Origin of the sequence: Lentzea xinjiangensis (genome assembly GCF_900110955.1) — a bacterium.
Lineage (GTDB): Bacteria > Actinomycetota > Actinomycetes > Mycobacteriales > Pseudonocardiaceae > Lentzea > Lentzea xinjiangensis.
The window spans coordinates 482,890-501,913 of the sequence record NZ_FOFR01000002.1 but is presented as its reverse complement, the minus strand read 5'-3'; the positions used below and the strand labels follow the sequence as shown (position 1 = coordinate 501,913).

Here is a 19,024-nt window from a genome sequence, read left to right as displayed (position 1 = left end):
TCAGCCGACGTGCCAGGTGTGGACGGGCTCGCCGGTGTGCATCAGCTCCATGTACCGCTTGAGCATCCCGGACAGGGCCGCGTCCCTGGACAGGCCGCGGTCCTCCAGCAGCGCAACGGTTTCCCGCTGCCACGACGACCCCGTGCGGCGTGCGAGGCAGCGCTGCTCGATCACCCCGAGGTAGCGTTCGCGGGCCTCGTCGGAGACCCCGCAGTCGCGCAGGCCCTCGTGCGCCATCGGCAGCAGGCGGCGCAGCACCAGCTCGTCCGACGGGATCCAGCCGATGCCCGGCCAGTACAACTGGGCGTGCATGCCGTGCCGGGCACCGGTGTAGAAGTTCTCCTCGGCCGCCTGGAACGACATCTGCGTCCACAGTGGACGCTCCTGCGAGGTGAGCGCGCGCTGCGTGCCGTAGAAGAACGCGGCGTTGGCCATGGTGTCGAGCACCGTCGGCCCGGCGGGCAGGACGCGGTTCTCCACGCGCAGGTGGGGCACGCCGTCCACGACGTCGTAGACGGGGCGGTTCCAGCGCCAGATCGTGCCGTTGTGCAGGCGCAGCTCGGAAAGACGAGGCGCGCCACCGCTTTCGAGGACCTCCAACGGGTCCTCGTCGTCGGTTTCGGGCAGCAGGCTGGGGAAGTAGCGCACGTTCTCCTCGAACAGGTCGAAGATCGACGTGATCCACCGCTCGCCGAACCACACGCGCGGCCGGACGCCCTGGTTCTTCAGCTCGTCCGGGCGGGTGTCGGTGGCCTGCTGGAACAGCGGGATGCGCGTCTCGTGCCAGAGCGCCTTGCCCAGCAGGAAAGCCGAGTTCGCGGCGATGGCGACCTGGACGCCCGCCAGGCACTGCGCGGCGTTCCAGTGCGCGGCGAAGTCCGTCGGCTCGACCTGCAGGTGCAGCTGCACCGACGTGCACGCGGCCTCCGGCAGGATCGACTCCGCGTAGCTCAGGAGCTTCTCCGGCCCCTTGCCCGGCATCGCTGGGCCTTCCATGTGCAGCACCATCTCCTCGCCGCGGGCGGCGAAGATGGTGTCGTTGAGCAGCGCGTACCGCGGGCTGTCGGAAAGCCACCTCCGGTCGAAGTGCCGCTCCCGCAACGTGGGCAGCACACCGATCATGGCGAGGTTCGCGCCGACGTCGTTGGCCTTCGAGTCCGCGCTGTCGAGAGAGGACCGCAGCTCCTCCTCCAGGCCGAGCATCTCGCCGCCGGCCAGCTCGCGCGGCGGGACGTTGATCTCCAGGTTCTGCTGGCCCAGCTCGAGCGTGTACGAGGGGTCGTCGATCTTCTCGAGCACCTCCGAGTTCGCCATCGCCGGGCGCATCGCGTCGTCGACGAGGTTCAGCTCGATCTCGAGTCCCATCTGCCGACGGGGAAAGGAGAACGTGTCCTCGGCCAGCATCGTGGCCAGTGCGTCGAGACTCCGCTGCATCTTCTGGCGGTAGCGCTCGCGGTCGTCTCTGGTGAACGTGCGGCTGGACACTTCGCTTCCCATGCCGCTACCCCTTCGCTCGGCGCCGGTGGGCGCGGGCCAGGCGGAACGCCCAACGTGACACAGGCGAAACGTCGTTGACATCGCCCAAATCGGTGCTCTCTGTCACGTCGTTGTAACTGCGAGCGATCATCCGCTGGTCGGCCGTGCACGGTTCCGCCTTCCGGACTACCTCGCCTGTTCCACCCCGGACCGGATGCGAAACTTCCGGCGTGGCGAAGGTGATCGAGATCAACGACCCGGGTGACCCCCGGCTGGACGACTTCCGGGACCTCTCGACGGCCGACCGCAGGCCGGACCGGCCGGGAGGACGAGGTCTCGTCATCGCCGAGGGAGTCGTGGTGGTGGAACGGCTGCTGGCTTCGCCGTACCCGGTGCGCGGGCTGCTCGGGGTGCGGCGGCGGATCGAGGCACTGGACCTCTCTGACCTGGACGTTCCCGCTTACGTGACATCTGCGGAGGTTATGGCGTCGGTCGTGGGGTTCCACTTGAACCGGGGTGTACTGGCGGCGGCCGACCGCGCGCCCGCGGTGTCGTTCGACGCGCTGGCCTCCGGTGCGCGGCGGCTGGCCGTGCTGGAGGGCGTCGGCGACCACGAGAACCTGGGCTCGATCTTCCGCAACGCCGCCGCCCTGGGCGTGGACGGCGTCGTGCTGGGCCCCGGCTGCAGCGATCCGCTGTACCGGCGCAGTGTGCGGGTGTCGATGGGCCACGTGCTGCGCGTGCCGTTCGCTACCACGGACGAGTGGCCCGCGGCGCTGAACTTGTTGCGGCAAAAGGGGTTTACCGTTGCCGCTCTGACACCGCGCGCATCGGCCGCGCACCTCGCCGACGCCGGTCTGCGCGGCCGCCGCGTGGCGGTGCTGCTCGGCTCGGAGGGGCCGGGGCTGACCGAGGAGGCGATCGCCGCGGCCGACGTGGCGGTGCGCATCCCGATGTCGTCGGGAGTGGACTCGTTGAACGTCGCCACCGCGGGGGCCGTGGCGTTCTACGCGTTGCTCTAGCCGGTGCTCAGAGCAGGGTCAGGATCAGCGCCAGCCAGGCGATCAGGACACCGGTGACCACGCCGTAGGCGACCCAGCGCCACACCGGGACGTTGCGCCCGAGCCACACCGACGGCGCCAGGCCGCCGACCACCAGCACGTTCGCGACGAGCGCGAGCCACCGGCTGGTCTCGCCCAAGCCCAGCGACAGCGACACGACGGTGACCGTGACGATCGCGGCCGTGATGACGGTGACGGTGAGCCCGGTGCCCCACGGGGTGGGCTCGGGATCCGCCTCGGCGGACAACTCGGCGGGCAGTTCGGCGGGTGCGGGGGCCTCCGGCGCGTCGACGTCCACCAGTTCGCCGCTGACCGGGTCGGTGTAGCGGACGGGGGTGTTCATGACGGCGGCGATCCTGCCGGCGAGCTGCTTGCCCCTGCGGGTGATCAGCGCGCTGGCGACGCCGTCGGACGGTGTCTCGGTGCGCACCACCGCGTCGGCCACCTTCGCCCACTCGTGCAGGGCCTCGGCCAGATCGGCGCCGAGGGGCAGGCTGTGCGGGTCGACCTCGCGTTCGCCGGACTCGTCCTCCCCGGCGAGCACGGCGCGGCCGTCCCGGACTCGCAACTCCACGAACCCCTCCTCCTGGTGTTCCGTCCCCTCCGGCAGAACCTATCCGACCGGGGTGCGGGCGGAGAACGCCTCGGGTCGCGGGCCGGCTCGTGGTGGGTTCGAGCGGAGGGCACCGGTGCCTCGCCGAAGGCCGACGGCGGCGCCCGGCTCCCGGGACGGCGGAACCGCCCCGGCGGGACCGGGGCGGCGGCCGGGAGTCGTGGGTCGCGTTCGCGTCAGATCCCCATTGACGCGAACGCGACCGCAGGCCTAGGCGAGCGAGTCGCGCCAGGCCGTGTGCAGGGCCGCGAAGCGGCCCCGCTCACCGATCAGCTCCTCGGGGGAGCCGTCCTCCACCACAATGCCACCGTCCAGCACCAGCACGCGGTCCGCGATCAGGACCGTGGACAGGCGGTGGGCGATGATGAACGCCGTGCGGTCGGCCAGGACCGTTTCCAGCGCGGCCTGCACTGCGCGTTCGGTGGGCACGTCCAGTGACGATGTTGCCTCATCCAGGACCAGTACCGCCGGATCTGCCAGAAAAGCACGCGCGAAAGCGACCATCTGGCGCTGGCCCGCGGAGAGGCGGCCACCGCGTTTGCGGACGTCCGTGTCGTAGCCCTCGGGGAGGGCGGCGATGAACTCGTGCGCGCCCACCTCGGCCGCCGCGGCCTCCACCTCGGCCCTGGTGGCGGTGGGACGGCCCAGGGCGATGTTGTCGGCCACCGAGCCGGAGAACAGGAAGTTCTCCTGGGTCACCATCACCACCGCCCGGCGCAGGTCCTCGTCCGCCACCGAGCGCAGGTCGACGCCGTCGAGCTGCACCTCGCCCGCCGACGGGTCGTAGAACCTCGCCACCAGCTTGGCCAGAGTGGTCTTGCCCGCGCCGGTCGCGCCGACCAGGGCCACGGTCTGCCCCGCCGGCACGTCCAGGGAGAACCTCGGCAGCACCAGCCGGGACGTGCCGGGGTACTCGAACTCCACGCCGGCGAACCGGACGGCGCCGCGTGCGTGCGGCAGGGCCACCGGCGACTCCGGCTCGGGCACCGACGGCTCCTCCTGCAGGAGGCCGGAGATCTTCTCCAGGGCCGCCGTGGCGGAGGAGTACGAGTTCGCGAACATCGCCAGCTCGTCGAACGGGTCGTAGAAGCGGCGCAGGTACAGCGTGAACGCCGCGAGCACGCCCAGCTCCAGGGAGCCGCCCGCGACCCGGTAGGCGCCCCAGGCCAGCACGACGGCCAGCGACACGTTGCCGATGACCCTGATCGTGGCGACGAACGTGGCCATCACGCCCAGGGCGTCGGTGTTCGCGTCGCGGAACTGGCCGTTGAAGCCGCTCATGATCTGCTCGTTGCGGGGCTGGCGGCGGAACGCCTGCACCGCGCGGACGCCGTTCATCGACTCGACGAACTGGACGATGATCTTCGCGATCGCCCCGCGCGTGCCCCGGTAGGCCTCCATCGAGCGGCGGCGGAACCAGCGCCAGATGAAGTACAGCGGCAGGAAGCCCGCCACCACGACCATGGCCAGCGGGGCGTCGAGCCAGAGCAGGATGATCGCGATCCCCGCCACCGACAGCGCCGCGTTGAACAGGCTGTCGAGGCCCTCTTCGAGCAGGTCCTGCAACGCGTCGACGTCGCTGGTCAGCCGGGAGATGACCTTGCCGGACGTGTAGGACTCGTGGAAGCCGACCGACAGCCGCTGCGAGTGCCGGAAGATCCGGCCGCGCAGGTCCAGCAGCAGGTCCTGGCCGACGCGGCCGGAGACCCGCAGGAACGCCCACCGCAGGAACGTCGTCAGCACCGCGCAGACCGCGTAGCCGACCACGCACCAGACGAGGATCGACGCGCCGCCGCCGATCGCGGCGGGGATGCCCCTGTCGATCGCGGCGGCGATCAGCAACGGGCCCGCGAGGTTCGCGAGGTTGCCGCCGACCACCGCGGCGATCGCCAGTGACGTGCGGCCGATGTGCGGGCGCAGCAACGAGCCCAGCAGCTTGCGCGAGCGGGCCTGCAGGCGCAGGCCCGTCGCGTGCGAGAGCTCGTCGATCTCCTCGGCGGCGACGCCGCGCCACTGCTCCTCCGGTTCGACCACCGGGGTATCGCTCACGACGCCACCTCCTCTTCCACCTTGTCCTCGGCGTCCGCGCTGGACAGCAGGCGCCGGTACTCCTCGTTGGTCTCCAGCAGGTGCCGGTGCGAGCCGACCGCGGCGATCTTGCCGTCGACCAGCATCGCCACCCGGTCCGCGAGCTGCACGGTCGACGGGCGGTGCGCCACGACCAGCGCCGTGACGCCGTGCAGCACCCGCCGCAGCGCCGCCTCCACCTCGGCCTCGGTGTGGACGTCGAGCGCCGACAGCGGGTCGTCGAGCACCAGCACCGCCGGCTTGCCGACGACCGCGCGGGCCAGCGCCAGCCGTTGCCGCTGGCCACCGGACAGCGACAGGCCCTGCTCGCCGATGCGGGTCGCGAGGCCCCACGGCAGCGCGTCCACGAACTCCTCGGCCTTGGCCACCCGCAACGCCTCGCGCACCCGTTCCTCGTCGACGTCGGGCACGCCCAGCGCCACGTTCTCGGTGACCGACGCCGAGAACAGCACCGGCTCCTCGAACGCCGTGCCGACCACGCTGCGCAGGTCCTCGAGCGACAGGTCCCGCACGTCGACGCCGTCGATCGTGATCCGGCCGCTCGTCACGTCGGTGAGCCGCGGCACGAGCGCCGTGAGCGTCGTCTTGCCCGAGCCGGTCGCGCCGACCAGCGCCAGGGTCTCGCCGGGCCGCAGGTCGAGGTCGATGCCCGAGAGCACCTCGCGGCCGTCCTCGAACGCGAACCGCACGTCCTCGAAGCGCACGTGCCCGCGCAGCGGCGCCGGCAGCGGCACCGGCGATGCGGGGCTCGTGATCGCCACGGGGGAGTCGACGACCTCCCAGTAGCGTTCCAGCGCCGACGCGGTCTGGTTCGTCTCGGCGAGCAGCCAGCCGATCGAGTCGATCGGCCAGCGCAGGTACGCGCTCACCGCGACCGCCGCCACCAGCGTGCCGACCGTCATCGTGCCGTCCACGATGCCGATCGCGCCGACACCGAGCATGCCCGCGATCGACAGCTCCGGCAGCACGATCAGCACCGACCACAGCGCGGCCAGCACCGAGATCTTGTTCAGCTCGGTCCGCCTCAGCTCGCGGGCCTGCGCGAGGAACCGCCGGGACAGCTCCGGCCCGCGCCCGAACGCCTTGAGCACCCGGATGCCGAGCACCGACTCCTCGACCGTCGTCGTCAGGTCGCCCGACTGGTCCTGCGCCCGGCGCGCGATCACCTTGAACTTCGACTCGAAGAAGAACGAGATGACGATCAACGGGAGCGCGCCGCACAGCGACACGACCAGCAGCCACGGCGAGAGCGTCGCGATGACGCCCAGCCCGATCACGACGACCAGGGTGTTGACGATCAGGAACACGACCGCGAACGCGACGAAGCGCCGCACCGTCGTGAGGTCGTTCGTCGCGCGGGAGAGCAACTGGCCCGACTGCCACCGGTCGTGGAACGAGACCGGCAGCCGCTGCAGGTGCCGGTACAGGTCGAGCCGCATCCGCGCCTCGACCTCCGCCGCGGGGCGCGCGACGACCTTGCGCCGGATGTAGAACAGGACGGCCTCGCTGATGCCGAGCACCAGCACGCCCAGGACCAGCCACGGCAGCAGCGCGGTCTGCTTGTGCTGGATCGGACCGTCGACGATGCGCTGCGTGAGCAGCGGGATGCCGAGACCGCACAGCATCGCGAGCATCGTCGCCGACAGCACGACAGCCATCCGAGCGCGGTGCGGCCGCACGTACGGCCACAACCTCCGCAAGGTCCTGATCGTCGAGTTACGTTGATCGCTCACGCGACGTGCCCCCTCCAGGTCGTCTCCAAAGTACGAAGACGACCGACCGTCAGCATCCGCTTTTTCTCCGTGCCGGAGCCTGCTGTCTCGACTTAGGTCGAGGTCAAGGGGCACGATGGCGGGCATGACGCGGTATCTGCGCACCGAGCAGACGATGGCGTTTCCACACGGACGGCTCATCGCCACGCGCGACGGGGCGAGCTACGTGCTGGCTCCGGACGGCTGGGACCGCCTGGCGGGCCCGCGGCCGCGGCACGCGATGTTCCTCTCCCGCGAGGAGGCCGAGGACTGGTGCGAGCGCGAGGGCTGGGACCTGAACCTGCTCGACGCGGTGCCTACGACCGCCTGAACGTGACCAACCCCACAAGCCCGTAGGCGACGGCCGCGAGCACCGCCTCGGCGTGGTGCCGGTTCGCGAACCACCCGAGGATCGGCTCGTGCACCTTCAGGTAGAGCCCGAGGCCGAGCAGGACCGGTCCGAGCAGGATGATCGGCCACACCGGCCGCACCCCGAAGGCCCAGAGGACCGGCCCGGCGAGCACGAGCGACGACACCAGCGCGAGCGGCAGGCCGATCAGCACGAGCAGCAGGAACGTCGACATCGAGGTGCTGTCGAGCCACGACTTGAGGAAGCCCGACTCGTAGGCCCACGTCCAGCCGAGCACGAGCCCCGCTCCGACGGCCATCGAGAGGACGACCCGGAACAGCAGCCGGCGACCCGCCTTACCCGTCTTGCCCGCGGTGCTCTGTTCCGTCACGCCGTCCACCGTAACCAGCGCCGAGCACGGCGGCCAAGGCGTAGCCGCCCGCACCCGCCAGCGCCAGCACGACGACCCCGCTGTCCTCCGGAAGCTGGACGCGCACGAACCTCAGCGCGAACGTGCTGATGAACAGCAACGCCACCGCGCCGGCCGTCCCGGCGACGGCGGTCAGCCCGGCCCGGGCGAACCGCGCGAGCCGCAGCAGCCCCCACCCCACGAGCGCCCAGACGACCACCAGCGCAGGGACCACGACCAGCAGCGAGAGCAGAGCGCACCCCAGGCCGCTGCCGGTGCAGGGGAGGTCTCCCGCCGGTTCGAGGGAGAGGAACCACCCGGCGCCGCAGACCGCGCCGGTCAGCGCCGCGAGGCCCGGTCCCGTGCGACCGATCATGACGAGCCGTCCGGCGAACGTCCGGGTTCCCGTGCCCTGCCCACGCACTGCGCGGCGATCGCGTAGGCAGCCACAGCGGGCACGACGACCATCCCGACCTCCCACCACCCGGTCGTCCCCGGCCATCGGGCGGCGTCGACCTCGGCGATGACCAAGACGGCGAGGAGCAGCACGCTCAGGACGGACCACAGGACGGTCCCGAGCGCGGTCGCCCTCCACCCGCGGCTCTGCCGCGCGAGCCGGAAACCCTCGAAGATCGCGAGACCCGCGACCACCGCCCAGGCCAAGAAGCTCGGCCAGTGCAACGCCGAGGCGGCCTGGTGGCACGTCCAGCCGATCGGCCTCGTGCGGCAGTACCGGGTGAACAGGTCCGTGGTCAGGTAGAACCCCGTGCCGGCCACCGCTCCCGCGACGATCCCGACAACAACGCGCACCGGCATGCTCCCAGGGCTACCCGGTCGAGCCGGGCACCGGGCCGATCCGCGCCAACCCTCCACAAGATCTTCACCGCGCGGCCGTGAGCACGGCGATCAACGCGAACAGCGCCGCGAACACCGCGAACGCCAGCCAGGGGAACCCGAGCAGGAACACCATCGCGACCACGGCCATGAGGGTCGCGGGCACGGCCACCAGCCACGCCCGCGACTCGCCCCGGGAGCGCAGCGCGATCCCGCCCAGCACCGCCGCCGCGACGGCGAAGATCGGCACGGCCGTCACGAAGGTGCTGAGACAGCCCCACTCCTCGAACGAGCAGACCGCCCCGGAGGAGATGAGGGCGAACATTCCCCACCAGGCCAGCCCGAGGAGTGCGCCCACTCCGGCAGCCAGCGCGACACGACGTCCCACGGCGTCAGCTTCTCACTCAGCGGTTCGACCGCACGCCCAGTAAAACGTCTTCCCACGACGGCACGATGGGGTGGTTCTTCTTCCCCCGCTTCGGAGGAGGGTCCTTGCGCACCGGCTTCTCGGCCGCGGGCTCCTGCTCCTGCTGCGCCGGTGGCGCGGGAGGGACGACGACGGGCTCCGGCTCGGGCAGGTTCTCCTGGACCGGGCTCTCCGCCACGACGGGAGCCGGTGCGGGAGCGGTCGCCTGAGCGGGCACCGGCACCGGTGCCGGCTCCTCCAGCGGCACGGAGGCGGGCAGGACCGGGACCGGTGGCGCTTCCAGGGCCTGCCTGGCGAGCTGCGTCACCGGCCGGACCGTGCGCAGCGTCCGGTTCGGGTTCGGGTCCATCAGGTCGACCGCGGCGTCGTCGAGCGCCGTGACCGTGCCGCCCTGCGCGCCGGGGTGGAACGCCCAGTGCGCCCGGTTGTCCGAGCGGCCGGTCTTCCAGTGCAGCTGCACGATCCAGCGGCCGTCGTCACCGCGCCACGAGTCCCACGAGGTGTCGGAGAGGTCGTGGCCGCGCAGCCCGAACGAGTGCGCGACGACCTCGCCGAGCGTCTGCACGTCGGGGCCGTCCTCGCGGACCGGGTGCGCGCGCTGGGCCAGGTCGGCCGTGCGCGAGCGCTCCAGCAGGACGGGGTAGGCGAAGCGCTCGATGCGGTTGACCGGCATGCCCGCGGCGGCCGCGACCTGCTCGATCGACTCGCCGGCGCGGATGCGGGCCTGGATCTCGCGCGGCCGCATCTGGGCCTCGCCGGACTCGATCTGCATCTGGCCGAGACGCGCGAGGTCACCGCGCAGGGCCGCCCGAAGGCGCTCGTCAGCGGGGAGCGTGAAGCGCTCGCCGCGGTTTTCGGGGTCCTCGAGGATGACGGACTTGCCGTCCTCGTCGAGCCCGATGACTCGCAGCGCTCGCATCGTGGCCTCCCTGAATTCGCACCTCGCCAGCAGACAACGTTAGGACAACGAGCCGCCCTGGGGAGGGAGGCGCGCCGATATCTTTACGTGATCTTGCCAGTTCACGAGGCCTGTCGCACGCCGGTTTCCGGAACGCGCACGTGGACCACCAGGCCGCCTCCCCCGTTCGGACGAGCTTTCGCCGAGCCCTGGTGAGCCCTCGCGACGGACTGGACGATCGACAGGCCGAGGCCGGACCCGGCGGTCCCCGTGCGGTCGCGGAGCCGTCGGAAGGGCTCGAACAACCCGGGTACTGCCTGGGCAGGCACGGTGGGACCGGTGTTGGTGACGACGAGTTCTTGATCAAGCTCCACCGTCACGGAGCCGCCCGGCACGTTGTAGAGGACGGCGTTGCGCAACAGGTTGCCGACGAGCTGGGCAAGGAGGACCGGATCGCCGTCGACCAGATACCTGCGAGTCCGGACTTCAATCGTGACTTTTTTCTCGTCGGCGAGAGCCGCGCACGACTCCGCTTCGTCCTCGACCACCTCGTCGAGCCAGACCGGCTCCCGCGTCGCCAGGCCGCGGTCGCTGCGCGCGAGCACCAGCAGCCCGTCGATGAGCTTCTCGCTCCGCTCGTTCGTGTCGAGCAGGTGCGCCCCGAGCCGGCGGACCTCGTCGGACGCGTCCGGTGCCGCCAGCGCCACCTCGATCAACGTCCGCTGCACGGCCAGCGGCGTGCGCAGCTCGTGCGAGGCGTTCGCGACGAACCGCTTCTGGCTGTCGAACGACGACGCGAGCCGGTCGAGCATCCCGTCGAAGGTGTCGGCGAGCTCCTTGAGCTCGTCCGGCGGCCCGTCCAGCTCGATCCGCTGGTCCAGCCGCTCCGCCTCCAGCCGGTGCGCGGTCGTCGTGATCGAGTGCAACGGCGCCAGCACCCGCCCGGCCACCACCCACCCCAGCCAGACGGCGATCACCGCGGCCACCAGCAGCGCGATGACCGACTGCCACAGCACCGTGTTCATCGCGTCCGCTTTGACCTGGTCGGCGGTGAACACGAGGGTGTCGGCGGGAAGCTGCGCCGCTTCGAGCGTCGAGAAGCGCGAGGCCACCTCCGGCGTCTGCGCCGGGATCGCCCGCGTCGCCACCCCGCCCGCCAGCGGCGTCCACTCGGCGAGCAGCCAGTAGTTGAGCCCGATCAGCGCGACGCCCGCGATCAGGAACACCCCGGCGTACCAGGCCGTCAGCCTGGTCCGCAGCTTCACGAGCCGAACCGGTAGCCGGCACCGGGCACGGTCTCGATGACCTGCGGGGCCCCCAGCTTGCGGCGCAGCGTCATCACCGCCACCCGCACGGCGTTGGTGAACGGGTCGGCGTGCTCGTCCCAGGCCTTCTCCAGCAGCTCCTCCGCGCTCACGACGGTGCCCTCCGCCTTCATCAGCACCTCCAGCACCGCGAACTCCTTGGGCGAGAGGGGCAGGAACCTCCCGTCCCGGGTCGCCTGGTGCCGGGGCAGGTCCAGGGTGACCCCCGCCCGTTCGAGCACCGGCGGCAACGCGGGACGGGCCCGGCGGCCCAGCGCCTGCACGCGCGCCACCAGCTCGGCGAACGCGAACGGCTTGGTCAGGTAGTCGTCGGCGCCGAGCCCGAGGCCGGCCACCCGGTCGTCCACCTCGGCCGCCGCCGTCAGCATCAGCACGCGCGCCTCGCCCCCGGACGCGTGCACCGCCTTGCAGACGTCGTCACCGTGCACCAGCGGCAGGTCGCGGTCCAGCACGACGACGTCGTACGCGTGCACCCCCACCCGTTCCAACGCCGCCTCGCCGTCGTAGCAGACGTCCACCGCCATCGAGAACCTCCGCAGTCCCTCGGCGATGGTGTCCGCGAGCAGCTGCTCGTCCTCGACCACCAGCACACGCATGACCGCATTTTCCACTCAACGGGCATAAGCGCCGGATAAGGCCTTTCGCTTAACGCCGCCGAATGACGCCCTCCGTAGACCTGTCCCCATGAAATCCACCATCGCAGTGTTGCTGGGCCTGCTGTTGGCGCTCACCGCTTGCGGCAGTGAGCCGGACCAGCAGGCCGGCGCCAAGAAGGACAACAGCGCGGACATGGTCAAGTTCGCCCAGTGCATGCGGGACAACGGCATCGACATGCCCGACCCGAAGCAAGCCGACAACGGCGGCGTGATGATCGAGGCCATGCCCGGCGTCAAAGGCGACAGCGCTCCTCTGGACGAGGAGAAGATGAAGTCCGCCCACGAGGCCTGCAAGAAGCACCTGCCCAACGGAGGCGAGTTCAAGCCGCCGTCGCCCGAGGAGCAGGACGAGGCGCGCAAGCAGGCGAAGTGCATGCGCGACAAGGGCCACGACTGGCCGGACCCGGATTTCGATGGTGGCGCGGGCGAGCCCAGGACCCTGCCGAACCTGGACGACGACAAGGTCAAGCAGGACATGAAGGACTGCGGTCTCGGCGAGGGCGGCATGGTCGCGGCGAGGCCGGTCGGATGAAGCGCCGGGTGAACAGGAAGGTCCTCATCGCCGCGCTCGTCGCGGCGGTGGTGCTCGGCACCGGTTCGGTCGTGGTGCTCACGAGAGTCGCGTCCAACCAGGCCAACGCCACCCCGCTGCGGAACGACCCGGCGAAGACGGCGCCGGTCGAGAAGACGAACCTCGCGGACCAGCAGTCGTTGAGCGGCCAGCTCGGCTTCGGCGCGGAACGAGCGCTGTCGAGCCGCAAGGGCGGCACCATCACCGCGCTGCCGAACCAGGGCGCCGTCATCGACCAGGGCAAACCGGTGTTCTGGTCGGACGCCGAACCGGTGCCGCTGTTCTACGGCACGATGCCGCTCTACCGCGACCTCGAGCAGGGCATGTCGAACGGTCCCGACGTCAAGGTGCTGGAGGAGAACCTCTCCGCACTGGGGTACAAGGACTTCGGCGGCCCCGACGACAAGTTCACCTACTACACCGCCACCGCGCTGAAGAAGTGGCAGAAGGCCAACGGCCTGGAGCAGACCGGCAAGCTCGGCTCCGGTGACGTGGTCGTCCAGCCGGGAGCGATCCGCGTGGCGTCGTTGTCCGGCCAGCTCGGCTCACCCGCGGGCGGGGACCTGATGAAGGTCACCGGCACCGAACGCGCCGTGACCGTCGAGCTGGAGCAGTCCAAGCAGCGCCTCGCCAAGCAGGGCGAGAAGGTCGAGCTGTCGATCACCGGCGGCAAGGCCACCACCGGCACCATCACCGGCATCAGCCGCATCGCCGGCGACCAGGGCCAGGGGCAGAAGTCAAAGATCGTCCTGACCATCTCCGTCGACGACGCCAAGGCCGCGGAAGGCCTCGACTCGGCCAACGTCACGGCGCTGTTCACCGTGGCGAAGAAGCAGAACGTGCTCGCGGTGCCGATCGGCGCGCTGCTCGCGTTGAACGAGGGCGGCTACGGCGTGGTCACCGAGGACGGCAAGACCGTCCCGGTCGAGGTCGGCATCTTCGCCAAGGGCCGGGTCGAGGTGCGGGGCGATGGCCTGCGCGAGGGCATGAAGGTGGTGACCACGGAGTGATCACCGTCGACCACGCGAGCCGGACGTACCCCGGTGGTGTGCAGGCGTTGCGCGACGTCTCCCTGACCGTCGGGAGCGGGGAGATGCTCGCGATCGTGGGACCGTCCGGCTCGGGGAAGTCGACGCTGCTGCACCTGATGGGCACGCTCGACAAGCCGACGAGCGGCAAGGTCGAGATCGACGGCCACGACGTCTCCACCCTGTCGGACAACGCCCTGTCGGCCCTGCGGGCGCGCACGATCGGGTTCGTGTTCCAGCAGTTCTTCCTCACCGAAGGGTTGTCGGCGATCGAGAACGTGGCCTCCGGGCTCGTCTACGCCGGCGTGCCGCGCTCGAAGCGGCGGTCGATGGCGATGTCCGCCCTGGACCGGGTCGGACTGGTCCACCGCGCGCTGCACAAACCGCACGAGCTGTCCGGTGGTGAACGCCAGCGGGTCGCGATCGCGCGGGCCGTGGTGAACACCCCCGGCATCCTCCTGGCGGACGAACCGACCGGCAACCTCGACACCCGCAACGGCGCCGGAGTGCTGGAACTGCTGGAGAAGCTCAACTCCGACGGCACCACGATCGTGCTGATCACGCACGACAGGGACATCGCGGCGTGGGCGCCTCGCCGCGTCGAGGTCCGCGACGGGGTGATCGTTTGACTTCGCTCACGAACCGAGTTCCCCGATGCGAGCGTCCTGTTCCACGGCCGACAGCGGAAGGAGCGACCCTTGCCGTCTGACATCGGCTCCGCAGGCATCGCCCGAGTCACCTCGGGCTACGGCTTGACCAGCCGCACGGATGTTCTTCGCCGCGTTGATGTCCCGGCCGTGCCGGGTGCGGCAAGCCGGGCACGGCCAATGCCGGGCGGAGAGCTTCAGCTCGGCGAGCAGGTGCCCGCAGGTGGAGCAGGTCTTGCTGGAGGGGTACCAGCGGTCGATCACGACCAGGCGACGGCCTGCTCGTTCGCACTTGTACTCCGGTTGTCGCCGGAACTCGCCCCAGCCGGCGTCGGAAAAGGCGCGGGCGAGGCGTCGGTTGCGCACCGTGCCCTTGACGTTGAGGTCCTCGATCACGACCACGTCAGCCGACCGCACGAGCGCGGTACTGGTGCGGTGCAGGAAGTCGTTCCGAGCGTTGCGGACCTTGCGATGAGCACGGGCGACCTCGGCCTTCGCCTTGAGCCTGTTGTTGCTGCCGCGTCGACAGCGCGCCAGCCTGCGCTGGTGGCGGGCCAGGTTTCGGGCCTTGCGGTGCAGAAGACGCGGGTTGGACACCCGCGTTCCGTCGCTCGTCACCAGGAAGCTCGTCAGCCCGAGGCCGACACCGATCACGTGGTTCGCGGGCCGGAGAGCAGCAGGGTCGCGCACGTCCACAGCGAACGTCACGCACCAACGACCGTCGGGTTCTCGGGAGACAATGACCATCGTCGGGTTCAACTCGCTGGCATCCACGCCGTTGAAGGACCAGGTGAACTCCAGCGGTGTGCTCGTCCTGGCCAGGATCAGCGAACCACCTCGCATCCGGAACGCCGATCGCGTGTAGTGCGCGCTCTGTTTGCCGGCTCGGGACTTGGACCTCGGGTAGCGGGACTGCCTGGAAAAGAAGTTCTGGAACGCCGTGTGTTGGTGACGCAGCGTTTGTTGCAACGGCACACAGGACACTTCCGACAGGAAACCGAGATCGTCGCTACGCCTCCACGTGGTCAGCGTGGCGTCCGTTTCCCGGCACGAAGTTCGTGCGCCTTCCGAGTGGTAACGCCGAGTTCGTTCGCTCAACGTCTTGTTCCACACGAGACGCATGCAGCCGAAAGTGCGGGAAAGGACCGCGGCTTGCTCAGAAGTCGGGTAAGCACGGCATTTGCAGGCCGTTCGCACGAAGAGCAGTCCACCGGGATCGGTATGACCAGATGGACGCGGGCTTCTGTTCGGGAGGCGTTGTGATCGACCTGCTGCGGCTCGGGTTCTTCGGCATGCGGACCCGCCCGATCCGCGCCGTCCTCTCCGCTCTGGGCATCGCCATCGGCATCGCCGCCGTGGTCGCGGTCGTCGGCATCCCCGCGTCCAGCGCCGCGGCGTTGCAGGACAAGATGTCCAGGCTCGGCACCAACCTGTTGACCGCGGCGCCCGGCCAGGACTTCTCCGGCCAGGACGCGAAACTGCCGGAGACTGCGGTGCCGATGGCCAAGCGGATCGGCGCGGTGTCGGCGGCCAGCGCCACCGGCAAGCTCTCCGCGAGCGTCCGCAAGAACGACCTCGTGCCGTCGAGCGACACGCTCGGCCTGCAGGTGCAGGCGGCGGAGCAGGACCTGCTGAAGGTGCTGAACGCCGAGGTCCGCGCCGGCAGGTGGCTGTCGCCGGGCGAGAAGTCGGTGGTGCTCGGCGGCACCGCGGCAGCACGCCTGGGTGTGGACGAGCCCGGTGTGCAGCTGTGGCTCGACGGCCAGTGGTTCACCGTGGTCGGCATCCTCGGCCCGCTGCCGCTGTCACCGGAGATCGACAGGTCCGCGCTCATCGGGTGGGAGGCGGCGAAGGAGGCGTTCGGGTTCGAGGGCAACGCGAACACGGTCTACGTGCGCACGTCGCCCGACCAGGTCGAGAACGTCCGCAGGCTGCTCGGCCCGACGCTGAACCCGGAGAAGGCCAACGAGGTCAAGGTCTCCAAGCCGTCGGAGGCGCTGGAGGCCCAGCAGTTGGCGGAGAGCTCCTACAACGCGCTGTTCCTCGGTCTGGGCGGGGTCGCGTTGTTGGTGGGGGGCGTCGGCGTGGCGAACACGATGGTGATCTCGGTGCTGGAACGGCGCAGGGAGATCGGTCTGCGACGGGCGCTCGGGGCGACCCGGCGGCAGATCAGGTGGCAGTTCCTCACCGAGTCGGTGCTGCTGTCCGGCCTCGGCGGGCTGGTCGGCGTGATCGTGGGAATCGCGGTCACGGCCGGATATTCGATCAGCCAGCGGTGGCCGGCGGCACTGCCGTGGCCGGCCCTGCTCGGGGGAGTGGGCTCGGCGGTCCTCATCGGCGCCATCGCCGGCGTGTACCCGGCGGTGCGGGCGGCTCGTCAGTCGCCCACGGAAGCACTCGCCTGAAGGGAACGCGGGGGCCCTGCGTTTCCCTGAAGGAAACGCAGGGCCCCCGCGTTCCGCTCGTCAGAGCCGGCCGACGACCCAGTCGACGGCCTGGGTGAGGATCGTGACGTCGTCCGGCTCGATGGCCGGGAACATCGCGACGCGGAGCTGGTTCTTGCCGAGCTTGCGGTACGGCTCGACGTCGACGATGCCGTTGGCGCGCAACACCTTCGCCACGGTCGCGGCGTCCACGTCGTCGCTGAAGTTGATCGTGCCGACGACCTGCGAGCGGTCGGCGGCCTTCTCGACGTACGGCGTGGTGTACGAGGTCTTCTCGGCCCAGCCGTACAGGCGGTCGCTCGAGTCCTTGGTGCGCGCGACGGCCCAGTCGAGGCCACCGTTGCCGTTGATCCAGTCGATCTGGTGCGCCAGCAGGAAGAGCGTGGCGACCGACGGCGTGTTGTAGGTCTGGTCCTTCGTGGAGTTGTCCAGCGCCGTGGGCAGCGACAGGAACTCCGGCACCCAGCGGTCCTTGAGCTCCTCGACGCGCTCCAGGGCCTTGGGGGACATCAGCGCGAGCCACAGGCCGCCGTCCGAGGCGAACGACTTCTGCGGTGCGAAGTAGTAGACGTCGAAGTCCTCGGCCTTGACCGGCAGGCCGCCGGCGCCCGACGTCGCGTCGATCGCGATGAGCGCGTCACCGGAGCCCTCCGGCCGGAGGACGGGCATCGCCACACCGGTGGAGGTCTCGTTCTGCGCCCAGCCGACGAGGTCGGCGCCCTCGGCGTAGAAGAGCTCCGGCGCGGTGCCGGGCTCGGCCTTGGTGACGAGCGAGTCCTTCAGGAACGGCGCGGTCTGCGTGACCTTGGCGAACTTCGAGGAGAACTCGCCGTTGGTGAAGTGCTGCGCGGTCTCCCGCACGAGCCCGAAGCTGGCCGCGTCCCAGAACGCCGTCGTACCACCGTTGCCGAGCACGACCTCGTAGCCGTCGGGCAGCCCGAACAGCTCCCGCAGCCCGGAGCGGACGCGGCCGACGAGGTTCTTGACGGGCTTCTGCCGGTGCGAGGTGCCGAGCAGTTCGGCACCCTCGGACGTGAGGGCCGCGACGGCCTCGGGACGCACCTTGGAGGGTCCACAACCGAAGCGGCCGTCGGACGGCTTGAGCTCGGCGGGAAGCACCAACGAGGTCGGATCGGCGGTCTGGGTCATGGGGTCACGCCTCCGGGGCGATTGACGAGCTTCAGGGACCTGACCGGCGCCGTTGCCGGAGTTCACAGTGTTGCAGGACGGTAGCCGAGAGGTGTCGGCCGGGTGTCGTGGGTCACTTGAGCAGGGGGACTTCGCCGGCCGTGCGCGTGTCGTCCCGGCTCGGCGCAGTTGATCTCTGTTACCGTCCGCGACCTCATCGCGGACGATGGTGCGGAGGGTAGTGGTGTCGAGGTTGCGCGCGGTCCTTGGCGGTAACGGTGGAACCAGCGACGAGGACGAATGACCGGAGCTCACGGCACCGGTGACGGCCGGCGCCTGCCCTTCAGCTGCAGGCGCACACCGGCGCGGTGGCGGATCGGCAGCTCGGTCAGCCGGAAGACGACCGCCTCCCTGCCCTCGCCGTCTGTCTTCCTGCGCACCCGGAACCGGTTGAACGCCTCCGTCTTCCCGATGGGTTCGACGTAGGCCTCGGTGCCCTTCGGGAGCAGCACCCGGTAGGTCGCGCGGTGGACCGGTTGCCAGAACAGGAGCGCGAACTCGTCCGGGCTGCCCTCCAGCAGTGGCGCGCACATCCTCGGCCATGTCAGGTCGACGACGAAGGACACCTCGGAGTTCACCGCCGGAGGCGTGTGGAAGTGGACGATCGCCGTCATGGCCCCGTCCCTCAGCCACGAGACCGTCGTGCGCAGGGTGGTCCCCGGTGAGCCGTCGACGAGCAGGTTCCGCACGGTCATCCGCACGCGGCTGCGGTAGTGCGACGGCTGGGGCCATCCGCAGCCGAACCTCAGCCGGACGAACCAGAAGTCGCGGTGTGTCGCCCTGAGCCTGATCTTGACCTGGACGTGCGCGTCACCGCGCTCCCCGATCACGGCGGTCTTGTCCCAGTCGACGACCTGGTACGAGGGCCACGTCTGGTCCAGGAGCTTGCAGTAGTGCGCCACCAGGCCCTTGTGCGCTTCCAGCTCCCGCCGTTGCGCGCCGAGGCGGGCGAGCAGCGCGATCCCGGCGGTGACGATCACGAGGACCGCGGTGACGAGCGCCCCTGCCTTGATCGCCGTGCTGCCGAGGACCGCGCCGAGCACCACCGCGAACGACATGAGCCCGACAGCGGCTCTCGCCACCGCGGGAGGGCCATGACCCCGGAGGAACTCCTCCAGGAAGAGGACCATCTCTCGCAGCATCCGTCCCCCCGACTGATGGTGCGAGCAGTGGCGGCGACTGCCCGTGAGAGCCGGCTGAGCAGATTGTCGCGTCGATCCGCGGTTCGCCGGGCGGCGGCACTCGAACGGCTGCCTGGT

20 protein-coding genes are annotated in these 19,024 nt (G+C 70.4%); 6 read left to right on the top strand and 14 right to left on the bottom strand.

Translation table 11 applies throughout. The annotated features are described in order from the left end of the window. Window positions 1-1,497, bottom strand: a complete 1,497-nt coding sequence (locus BMW88_RS07800; RefSeq protein ID WP_089949905.1) for a glutamate-cysteine ligase family protein — start codon at window positions 1,495-1,497, stop codon at window positions 1-3. 209 nt (window positions 1,498-1,706) lie between these two features. Between BMW88_RS07800 and BMW88_RS07795 the strand changes: the two genes are divergently transcribed. Then, window positions 1,707-2,498, top strand: a complete 792-nt coding sequence (locus tag BMW88_RS07795) for a TrmH family RNA methyltransferase (protein WP_089949904.1) — start codon at window positions 1,707-1,709, stop codon at window positions 2,496-2,498. A 7-nt stretch (window positions 2,499-2,505) separates the two neighbouring features. Here the strand turns inward: BMW88_RS07795 and BMW88_RS07790 are convergent, their stop codons facing one another. The 3 genes from BMW88_RS07790 to BMW88_RS07780 form a co-directional block, all read right to left on the bottom strand. Continuing rightward, window positions 2,506-3,111 carry a DUF2537 domain-containing protein gene (locus BMW88_RS07790; protein ID WP_089949903.1) on the bottom strand — a complete coding sequence of 202 codons (606 nt, stop codon included), beginning with the start codon at window positions 3,109-3,111 and terminating at the stop codon, window positions 2,506-2,508. 249 nt (window positions 3,112-3,360) lie between these two features. Continuing rightward, window positions 3,361-5,199: an ABC transporter ATP-binding protein gene (locus BMW88_RS07785; protein ID WP_218148005.1), complete on the bottom strand. Its 1,839-nt coding sequence runs from the start codon at window positions 5,197-5,199 to the stop codon at window positions 3,361-3,363. Further along, the gene (locus BMW88_RS07780; RefSeq protein WP_245777624.1) at window positions 5,196-6,896 is read right to left on the bottom strand and encodes an ABC transporter ATP-binding protein; all 1,701 of its coding nucleotides are present in this window, start codon (window positions 6,894-6,896) and stop codon (window positions 5,196-5,198) included. Before BMW88_RS07780 ends, BMW88_RS07785 begins: the two co-directional genes overlap by 4 nt. Before the next feature lie 199 nt (window positions 6,897-7,095). Here BMW88_RS07780 and BMW88_RS07775 point away from each other — a divergent pair, with 199 nt between their 5' ends. Further along, a complete protein-coding gene (locus BMW88_RS07775; RefSeq protein WP_245777623.1) occupies window positions 7,096-7,320 on the top strand; it encodes a hypothetical protein in 225 nt (74 codons plus the stop codon). On the opposite strand, the gene BMW88_RS07770 is transcribed toward BMW88_RS07775, so the two are convergent. The 7 genes from BMW88_RS07770 to BMW88_RS07740 form a co-directional block, all read right to left on the bottom strand. Beyond that, window positions 7,307-7,729 carry a hypothetical protein gene (locus tag BMW88_RS07770; protein ID WP_089949900.1) on the bottom strand — a complete coding sequence of 141 codons (423 nt, stop codon included), beginning with the start codon at window positions 7,727-7,729 and terminating at the stop codon, window positions 7,307-7,309. The two genes, BMW88_RS07775 and BMW88_RS07770, sit on opposite strands and share 14 nt — an antisense overlap. Then, window positions 7,695-8,123, bottom strand: a complete 429-nt coding sequence (locus BMW88_RS07765; RefSeq protein ID WP_089949899.1) for a hypothetical protein — start codon at window positions 8,121-8,123, stop codon at window positions 7,695-7,697. The genes BMW88_RS07770 and BMW88_RS07765 overlap by 35 nt, the downstream gene beginning before the upstream one ends. After that, a complete protein-coding gene (locus tag BMW88_RS07760; protein WP_143116004.1) occupies window positions 8,120-8,557 on the bottom strand; it encodes a hypothetical protein in 438 nt (145 codons plus the stop codon). The genes BMW88_RS07765 and BMW88_RS07760 overlap by 4 nt, the downstream gene beginning before the upstream one ends. A 70-nt stretch (window positions 8,558-8,627) precedes the next feature. Then, the gene (locus tag BMW88_RS07755; RefSeq protein WP_143116003.1) at window positions 8,628-8,969 is read right to left on the bottom strand and encodes a hypothetical protein; all 342 of its coding nucleotides are present in this window, start codon (window positions 8,967-8,969) and stop codon (window positions 8,628-8,630) included. A 16-nt stretch (window positions 8,970-8,985) separates the two neighbouring features. Further along, on the bottom strand, window positions 8,986-9,927 hold the full coding sequence (gene sepH, locus BMW88_RS07750; protein WP_089949896.1) for a septation protein SepH: 942 nt from the start codon (window positions 9,925-9,927) through the stop codon (window positions 8,986-8,988). 101 nt (window positions 9,928-10,028) lie between these two features. Further along, on the bottom strand, window positions 10,029-11,171 hold the full coding sequence (locus tag BMW88_RS07745) for a sensor histidine kinase (RefSeq protein ID WP_089949895.1): 1,143 nt from the start codon (window positions 11,169-11,171) through the stop codon (window positions 10,029-10,031). Next, window positions 11,168-11,827, bottom strand: coding sequence for a response regulator transcription factor (locus BMW88_RS07740; RefSeq protein WP_089949894.1), 660 nt, complete (start codon window positions 11,825-11,827; stop codon window positions 11,168-11,170). Before BMW88_RS07740 ends, BMW88_RS07745 begins: the two co-directional genes overlap by 4 nt. 88 nt (window positions 11,828-11,915) lie before the next feature. Between BMW88_RS07740 and BMW88_RS07735 the strand changes: the two genes are divergently transcribed. Genes BMW88_RS07735 through BMW88_RS07725 form a run of 3 tightly spaced genes read left to right on the top strand, consistent with a single transcriptional unit; the run spans window position 11,916 to window position 14,115 of the window. After that, window positions 11,916-12,419: a hypothetical protein gene (locus tag BMW88_RS07735; protein ID WP_143116002.1), complete on the top strand. Its 504-nt coding sequence runs from the start codon at window positions 11,916-11,918 to the stop codon at window positions 12,417-12,419. An 8-nt stretch (window positions 12,420-12,427) separates the two neighbouring features. Next, entirely contained in the window at window positions 12,428-13,468 is a 1,041-nt protein-coding gene (locus BMW88_RS07730) for a peptidoglycan-binding protein (RefSeq protein ID WP_245777622.1), read from the top strand. Continuing rightward, window positions 13,465-14,115, top strand: a complete 651-nt coding sequence (locus BMW88_RS07725) for an ABC transporter ATP-binding protein (protein WP_089949891.1) — start codon at window positions 13,465-13,467, stop codon at window positions 14,113-14,115. The genes BMW88_RS07730 and BMW88_RS07725 overlap by 4 nt, the downstream gene beginning before the upstream one ends. A gap of 6 nt (window positions 14,116-14,121) precedes the next feature. Here the strand turns inward: BMW88_RS07725 and BMW88_RS07720 are convergent, their stop codons facing one another. Then, on the bottom strand, window positions 14,122-15,330 hold the full coding sequence (locus BMW88_RS07720; protein WP_089949890.1) for an RNA-guided endonuclease InsQ/TnpB family protein: 1,209 nt from the start codon (window positions 15,328-15,330) through the stop codon (window positions 14,122-14,124). Between the two features lie 32 nt (window positions 15,331-15,362). On the opposite strand from BMW88_RS07720, the gene BMW88_RS07715 reads away from it, so the two are divergent. Further along, entirely contained in the window at window positions 15,363-16,538 is a 1,176-nt protein-coding gene (locus BMW88_RS07715) for an ABC transporter permease (protein WP_089949889.1), read from the top strand. A gap of 60 nt (window positions 16,539-16,598) precedes the next feature. On the opposite strand, the gene serC is transcribed toward BMW88_RS07715, so the two are convergent. Further along, window positions 16,599-17,726: a phosphoserine transaminase gene (gene serC, locus BMW88_RS07710; protein WP_089949888.1), complete on the bottom strand. Its 1,128-nt coding sequence runs from the start codon at window positions 17,724-17,726 to the stop codon at window positions 16,599-16,601. A gap of 290 nt (window positions 17,727-18,016) precedes the next feature. After that, a complete protein-coding gene (locus BMW88_RS07705; protein WP_143116001.1) occupies window positions 18,017-18,895 on the bottom strand; it encodes a hypothetical protein in 879 nt (292 codons plus the stop codon). Between the last annotated feature and the right edge of the window lie 129 nt (window positions 18,896-19,024).

Coding starts and splice junctions, on each gene's coding strand:
- BMW88_RS07800 (WP_089949905.1), bottom strand. CDS start 1,497: ATGGGAAGCGAAGTGTCCAGCCGCACGTTCACCAGAGACGACCGCGAG.
- sepH (WP_089949896.1), bottom strand. CDS start 9,927: ATGCGAGCGCTGCGAGTCATCGGGCTCGACGAGGACGGCAAGTCCGTC.
- BMW88_RS07780 (WP_245777624.1), bottom strand. CDS start 6,896: ATGGCTGTCGTGCTGTCGGCGACGATGCTCGCGATGCTGTGCGGTCTC.
- BMW88_RS07715 (WP_089949889.1), top strand. CDS start 15,363: ATGGACGCGGGCTTCTGTTCGGGAGGCGTTGTGATCGACCTGCTGCGG.
- serC (WP_089949888.1), bottom strand. CDS start 17,726: ATGACCCAGACCGCCGATCCGACCTCGTTGGTGCTTCCCGCCGAGCTC.
- BMW88_RS07705 (WP_143116001.1), bottom strand. CDS start 18,895: ATGGTCCTCTTCCTGGAGGAGTTCCTCCGGGGTCATGGCCCTCCCGCG.
- BMW88_RS07775 (WP_245777623.1), top strand. CDS start 7,096: ATGACGCGGTATCTGCGCACCGAGCAGACGATGGCGTTTCCACACGGA.
- BMW88_RS07735 (WP_143116002.1), top strand. CDS start 11,916: ATGAAATCCACCATCGCAGTGTTGCTGGGCCTGCTGTTGGCGCTCACC.
- BMW88_RS07765 (WP_089949899.1), bottom strand. CDS start 8,123: ATGATCGGTCGCACGGGACCGGGCCTCGCGGCGCTGACCGGCGCGGTC.
- BMW88_RS07740 (WP_089949894.1), bottom strand. CDS start 11,827: ATGCGTGTGCTGGTGGTCGAGGACGAGCAGCTGCTCGCGGACACCATC.